The sequence below is a fragment of the Streptomyces nanhaiensis genome (genome assembly GCF_046614825.1).
Taxonomy (GTDB): Bacteria; Actinomycetota; Actinomycetes; order Streptomycetales; family Streptomycetaceae; genus Streptomyces; species Streptomyces radiopugnans.
The window spans coordinates 20,808-27,135 of sequence record NZ_JBKJFM010000079.1; the positions used below are offsets into that span (position 1 = coordinate 20,808).

Sequence of the window (6,328 nt, forward strand, 5' to 3'; positions counted from 1 at the left end):
CGTCCTGTCCTAGGAGTTGGTTCACGTGTCCGCTACGCCTGTACTGGCGTTGCGCGGAATCTCCAAGCGATTCGGTGCCGTTCAGGCGCTCACCGACGTCGATCTGGAGGTCCACGCCGGCGAGGTGGTCGCCCTGGTGGGCGACAACGGCGCCGGAAAGTCCACCCTCGTGAAGACGATCGCCGGCGTCGGCCCCGCCGACGAGGGCGTCTTCGAGTGGCAAGGCAGAGCCGTCGAGGTCAACCGGCCGCACGACGCCCAGGAGCTGGGCGTCGCGACCGTCTACCAGGACCTCGCGCTCTGCGACAACCTCGACGTGGTCGGCAACCTGTTCCTCGGGCGCGAGATCCTGCGCTCCGGCGTCCTCGACGAGATCGAGATGGAGCGCCGCGCCCGGGAACTGCTCGACACCCTGTCGATCCGCATCCCCAGCGTCCGCATCCCCGTCGCCTCCCTCTCCGGCGGACAGCGGCAGGTCGTCGCGATCGCCCGCTCGATGCTGGGCGAGCCCAAGCTCGTCATCCTCGACGAGCCCACCGCGGCCCTCGGCGTCGAGCAGACGGCCCAGGTCCTCGACCTGGTGGAGAGGCTGCGCGAACGCGGCCTGGCCGTCATCCTCATCAGCCACAACATGGCGGACGTCAAGGCGGTCGCCGACAAGGTGGCGGTGCTCCGGCTCGGCCGCAACAACGGCGTCTTCGACGTCGCCAGCACATCCCAGGAAGAGATCATCTCCGCCATCACCGGCGCCACGGAGAACGCCGTGACCCGCCGCAAGGCGCGTACCGCGGGGAGCCGACCGTGAGTGAGACCAAGCTTTCCAAGAACTCCGAGGGCTCCAGGAAAACAGCCCCGGCCTCCGGCAACGGCGCGGCCGCCGCGGGCGCCACGCCCGCCGTCGACCCCCGGCTGCTCGTGCGCGAGGAGGGCCTGGCGGGCTACTGGACCGACTTCAAGCGCAAGATGCGCACCGGCGAGCTGGGCTCCGTCCCGGTCGTCGTCGGCCTGATCCTCATCTGGGCGATCTTCCAGATGCAGGACTCGGCCTTCCTGTCCGCCGAGAACCTCTCCAACCTGTCGGTCTACATCGTCGGCACCGGCCTGATATCCGTCGGCATCGTCTTCGTGCTGCTGCTGGGCGAGATCGACCTGTCGGTCGGCTCCGTCAGCGGCCTGGCCTCCGCCGTCTTCGCCGTGCTCGCGGTGAACAACGGGGTGGACGAGTGGCTGGCGGTCGTCCTGGCGCTGCTCACCGGCGCGGCGGTCGGAGCCTTCCACGGCTACTTCTTCGCGAAGATCGGCGTCCCCGCCTTCGTCGTCACCCTGGCGGGCCTGCTCGCCTGGAACGGCCTGATGCTGAGGGTGCTCGGCACCGACGGCACCATCAACCTGGACCGCGACGGCCTGGTCGGCACCCTCTCCAACCACTACTTCACCGACATCGCCGTCGCCTACGGCACCGCGGCGGTCGCGGTCGGCGTCTTCTTCGCCGTCCAGTTCCTCGGCACCCGGCGCCGCGCCGCCGCCGGCATCCCCGCCCGCCCGCTCAGCGAGATCATCGTGCGCACAGCGGTGCTGGCGCTGCTGGCCTTCGGCGCCGCCTACATGCTCAACCAGTACCGGGGCATGCCGCTGGCGCTGCTGATCTTCCTGGTCGTGCTGGTGGCGCTGGACTTCGTCCTCAAGCGCACCTCCTACGGCCGCAAGGTCTTCGCGCTCGGCGGCAACACCGAGGCGGCGCGCCGCGCAGGCATCAACGTCGAGCTGGTGCGCATCTCGGTCTTCTCCATCGCGGGCACCATGGCCGCCTTCGGCGGACTGATGATCGCCTCCCGCATCCTGGCCGCCAACCAGGGCGCGGGCAGCGGCAACCTGCTGATGGAGGCCATCGCCGCGGCGGTCATCGGCGGCACCAGCCTCTTCGGCGGACGCGGCTCGGTGTGGTCGGCGCTGCTGGGCATGCTGGTGATCGGCTCGATCGCCAACGGCATGGCCCTGCTGGGCATCGCCGCCGCCGTCCAGTACATGATCACGGGCGCGGTGCTGCTGGCCGCGGTCGTCATCGACTCGGTCTCCCGGCGCACACAGCGCTCGGCGGGCCGGAGCTGACCGCACGCCCGCCCTCCCACCCCGCCCGGTGCCGGGCCCCGCTCCGGGGCCCGGCACCGGGCGCATGTGCGCCGGGCGTACGGCCGCCGGTCCCGCGAGCGCTCGCGGGACCGGCGGCCGTACATCCCCGCACCCCTCCGCACCCCTCCGCGGCGCACCGCGACACGCAGCGGCACTCCGCGACACACCCGGACGGCGGCAACGCGGTGGCCGCCGCACGGCCGGAGGATCGGAACATTAGACTCATCGGATCGGCACAAGCCCGTACGGCTCGACCAGCAAGGAGGCACGGGTGGCTCTGCTGACCCGCATCACGGGACCGCGCGATCTCGACCGGCTCACCCCCGAAGAGCTCGACCAGCTCGCCCGGGAGATCCGGACCTTCCTCGTCGAGGCGGTCTCGAAGACCGGCGGTCACCTCGGGCCCAACCTGGGCGTGGTCGAGCTGACCATCGCCCTGCACCGGGTCTTCGAGTCGCCCAGGGACAGGATCCTCTTCGACACCGGACACCAGAGCTACGTCCACAAGCTGCTCACCGGGCGGCAGGACTTCTCCGGGCTGCGGGCCAGGGGCGGCATCTCCGGCTACCCCTCGCGGGCCGAGTCCGAGCACGACGTCATCGAGAACTCCCACGCCTCCACCGTGCTGGGCTGGGCCGACGGACTGGCCAAGGCCAACCAGGTGCTGGGCCGCGAGGACCACCACGTGGCCGCGGTCATCGGCGACGGCGCGCTCACCGGCGGCATGGCCTGGGAGGCGCTCAACAACATCGCCGCCGCCAAGGACCGCCCCCTGGTGATCGTCGTCAACGACAACGAGCGCTCCTACGCGCCCACCATCGGCGGCCTGGCCAACCACCTGGCCACCCTGCGCACCACCGACGGCTACGAGCGCTTCCTCGCCCGCAGCAAGGAACTGCTCAACCGCACCCCGGTCGTCGGCAGGCCGCTGTACGAGACCCTGCACGGCGCCAAGAAGGGCATCAAGGACGTCATCGCCCCGCAGGGCATGTTCGAGGACCTGGGCCTGAAGTACCTCGGCCCCATCGACGGCCACGACATAGCGGCCCTGGAGTCCGCCCTGACCCGCGCCAAGCGCTTCGGCGGCCCGGTCATCGTCCACTGCCTGACGGAGAAGGGCCGCGGCTACCAGCCCGCCGTCCAGCACGAGGCCGACCGCTTCCACGCGGTCGGCGTCATCCACCCCGACACCGGGCTGCCGGTGGCCGCCTCCGGCGCCGACTGGACCTCGGTCTTCGGCGACGAGATGGTCGAGCTCGGCCGCGAGCGCGCGGACGTCGTCGCCATCACCGCCGCGATGCTCCAGCCGGTGGGCCTGCAGAAGTTCGCCGAGACGTTCCCCGACCGCGTCTACGACGTGGGCATCGCCGAGCAGCACGGCGCCGTGTCGGCGGCCGGACTGGCCACCGGCGGACTGCACCCGGTCTTCGCCGTCTACGCCACCTTCCTCAACCGGGCCTTCGACCAGGTTCTGATGGACGTCGCCCTGCACAACTGCGGCGTGACCTTCGTGCTGGACCGGGCCGGGGTCACCGGCACCGACGGCGCCTCCCACAACGGCATGTGGGACATGTCGATCCTCCAGGTCGTCCCCGGGCTGCGGATCGCCGCCCCGCGCGACGCCGACCAGCTGCGCGCCCAGCTCCGCGAGGCCGTCGAGGTGAAGGACGCCCCGACGGTGGTGCGCTTCTCCAAGGGCGCCGTCGGCCCGTCCGTGCCCGCCGTCTCCACCGTCGGCGGCATGGACGTGCTGCGCGAGGCGCGGACGGAGGAGGGCGAGCGGCCGGACGTGCTGCTGGTCTCGGTCGGCGCGCTGGCCCCGATGTGCCTGGAGGTCGCCGACCTGCTGGACAAGCAGGGCATCTCCGCCACCGTGGTTGACCCGCGCTGGGTCAAGCCGGTCGACGAGGCGCTGCCGCCGCTGGCGGACCGCCACCGCGTCGTCGTCACCGTGGAGGACAACAGCCGGGTGGGCGGCGTCGGTTCGGCGATCGCGCAGGCGCTGCGCGACGCGGGCGTGGACGTGCCGCTGCGCGACTTCGGCATCCCCCCGAAGTTCCTGGACCACGCCTCCCGCGGCGAGGTGCTCGCCGAGATCGGCCTGACCGCGCCGGACATCGCCCGCCAGGTCACCGGCCTGGTCGCCAAGCTCGACGGCCGCTACGGCACCGAGCGCACGGCAGGCCTCGGCACGGAGAGCGCCCGCGACTGACCCCGCCCGCGACCGATCCCCGGCCCGCTCCCGCACGGCTCCCGCCGCGCGGGAGCGGGCCGGACGGATCCGGATAGGTTGAGCCCATGCCGACCGCCCCCGAACCGCCGCGGTCCACGCTGCCCGCGCGGCCCCCGGCCCCGCGGGCGGAGCGGCCGGCGGCCGCGCGCCGTCCCCGGCCGTTGTGGCCCCGGCTGCTGCCCGTGCTGGTGCTGCTGGCCGCGCTCACCCGCCTCCCGTCCTTCCTGCGTCCGCTGTGGAACCCCGACGAGGGTTTCCTCGCCACCCAGGCCCGGATGCTGGCGGACGGCGGAGTGCTCTACGACACCGTCGTGGACCGCAAACCGCCCCTGGTGCCCTGGCTGTACCAGGGCGCCTTCGCCCTCTTCGGCGACGCCTCGCTGTGGCCGGTCAAGGCGGCGGCGGTGGCGGCCGTGGCGGCGACCGCCGCGCTGCTGGCCTCCCTGGCCCGCCGCCGCTGGGGCGAGCGGGCCGCCTGGGCCGCCGGCGTGCTGTTCGTCCTGGCCTCGGTGGGCCTGAACCCCGAGGACGCGCAGGCGGCGAACTTCGAGGTCTTCATGCTGCCGTTCACCGCGGCGGCCTTCTGGTGCGCCGACCGGCGGCGCTGGAGGGCCGCGGGCCTCGCGGTCGCCGGCGCCTTCCTGGTCAAGCAGACGGGCGGCGCGGTCCTGCTGCCGGTGCTGTTCCTGCTGTGGCGCTCGGTGCCGTCCGGCGATCCGCGGCGGGCGGCGCTGCTCCGGCTGGGCGCGGGCTGCGTACTGCCGGTGGCGGCGGTGGCCGCGGCCTGCGGCTGGTCCCGCTTCCTGTTCTGGACGGTCACCGGCTCCGGTGCGTACGCCTCCTTCACCGGTTCGGAGCTGCACGTGCTCGGCCGGGGCCTGGGCAACACCGCCATCGCGGCGGCGGGGTCCGCGGGGCTGCTGGTGCCGCTGGCGGCGGCGCTGCGACGGCGCCCGCCGGGCCGCCGGCAGGTCCTGACGGCGGACCTGTGGACCTGGCTGGCGGCCTCCGTGGTCGCCGTGGTCTCCGGCTTCCACTTCTTCGGCCACTACTACCTCCAGCTTCTGCCGCCGCTCGCCCTGCTGGGGGCGGGCGCACTGCACCTGCTGGGCGGCCGGTGGGCGCTCCGGTCCGCGCTGTGCGCCGCGCTGTCGTGCGCGCTGTTCCTGGGCTGGAGCGCGGTGGCGGGCAGCGGGGAGCTGGACCACGCCCGGAAGGTGGCCGACGCCGCGCGGCGGCACGCCGGACCGCAGGAGAAGGTGCTGCTGTGGGGCATGCACCCGGAGGGCTACTGGCTGGCCGACCGCACCCCGGCCAGCCGCTACCTCACCGCCGGTCTGCTCACCAACTTCAGCGGCGGCCGGGACGGGCACCGGGTGGGCCAGCGGTACGGCGTCGAGGGCGGCTGGCGCACCTTCCACGCGGAGCTGTCGGAGGACCCGCCGAAGGTGATCGTCGACGACTCGCGCGGCAAGCCGTACGCCCCCTCCCGGATGCCGACGCTGCGCCACCTGCTCGCCGCGCACTACGAGCGCGTGGAGCGGGTGGACGGGGCGGTGGTGTACGTGCTGCGGCCCGAGCGCGGGGAGCGTGAGGTGCGCGGGGGCGGGGGCGGGGCCGGCGTCCGCTGAGCCGCGAGGGGTCAGCGCACCGAGCGCGGACCGGCCGTCCCGGCGCCCAGCACCGCCACCCGCTCGCGCAGCCCGCGGTCGGCGGTGACCACCGTGCAGCGCCTGCCGCGGCCCTCGGCCGCCACCAGCTCGACGATCCGGTCGTCCCCGCTGCCGGGCGCCTCCACCACCCGTACCCCGGGCACGGAGGCCACCCCGCGGGCGGCGCCCTCCACGACGAGCACGATCTCCTCGCCGCCCTCGCCGCCCTCGCCGCCCTCGCCGCCCTCGCCGCCCTCGCCGTTCCCGCCCGTTGCGCCGCCCGGGTCCGCCGCCCGTGCCGCGAGCCGGTCCC

General features: G+C 73.8%; 5 protein-coding genes. 4 read left to right on the forward strand and 1 reads right to left on the reverse strand.

Annotation, left to right across the window (positions count from 1 at the left end):
* Positions 1–16 precede the first annotated feature (16 nt).
* The 4 genes from ACLIYP_RS17975 to ACLIYP_RS17990 all read left to right on the forward strand — a co-directional run bounded on the left by ACLIYP_RS17975 (position 17) and on the right by ACLIYP_RS17990 (position 5,994).
* A complete protein-coding gene (locus ACLIYP_RS17975; RefSeq protein WP_177214031.1) occupies positions 17–805 on the forward strand; it encodes an ATP-binding cassette domain-containing protein in 789 nt (262 codons plus the stop codon).
* Positions 802–2,109 (forward strand): sugar ABC transporter permease, encoded by a 1,308-nt coding sequence (locus ACLIYP_RS17980; RefSeq protein WP_412714153.1) that lies wholly within the window; start codon positions 802–804, stop codon positions 2,107–2,109. The genes ACLIYP_RS17975 and ACLIYP_RS17980 overlap by 4 nt, the downstream gene beginning before the upstream one ends.
* Positions 2,110–2,401: 292 nt before the next feature.
* Positions 2,402–4,342, forward strand: a complete 1,941-nt coding sequence (gene dxs / locus ACLIYP_RS17985) for a 1-deoxy-D-xylulose-5-phosphate synthase (RefSeq protein ID WP_412714154.1) — start codon at positions 2,402–2,404, stop codon at positions 4,340–4,342.
* 86 nt (positions 4,343–4,428) lie between these two features.
* Positions 4,429–5,994, forward strand: a complete 1,566-nt coding sequence (locus ACLIYP_RS17990) for an ArnT family glycosyltransferase (RefSeq protein ID WP_412714155.1) — start codon at positions 4,429–4,431, stop codon at positions 5,992–5,994.
* Positions 5,995–6,005: 11 nt separating this feature from the next.
* Here ACLIYP_RS17990 and ACLIYP_RS17995 read toward each other — a convergent pair.
* A partial coding sequence (locus ACLIYP_RS17995; protein ID WP_412714156.1) for a PIN domain-containing protein occupies positions 6,006–6,328 on the reverse strand: 323 nt, incomplete at its 5' end.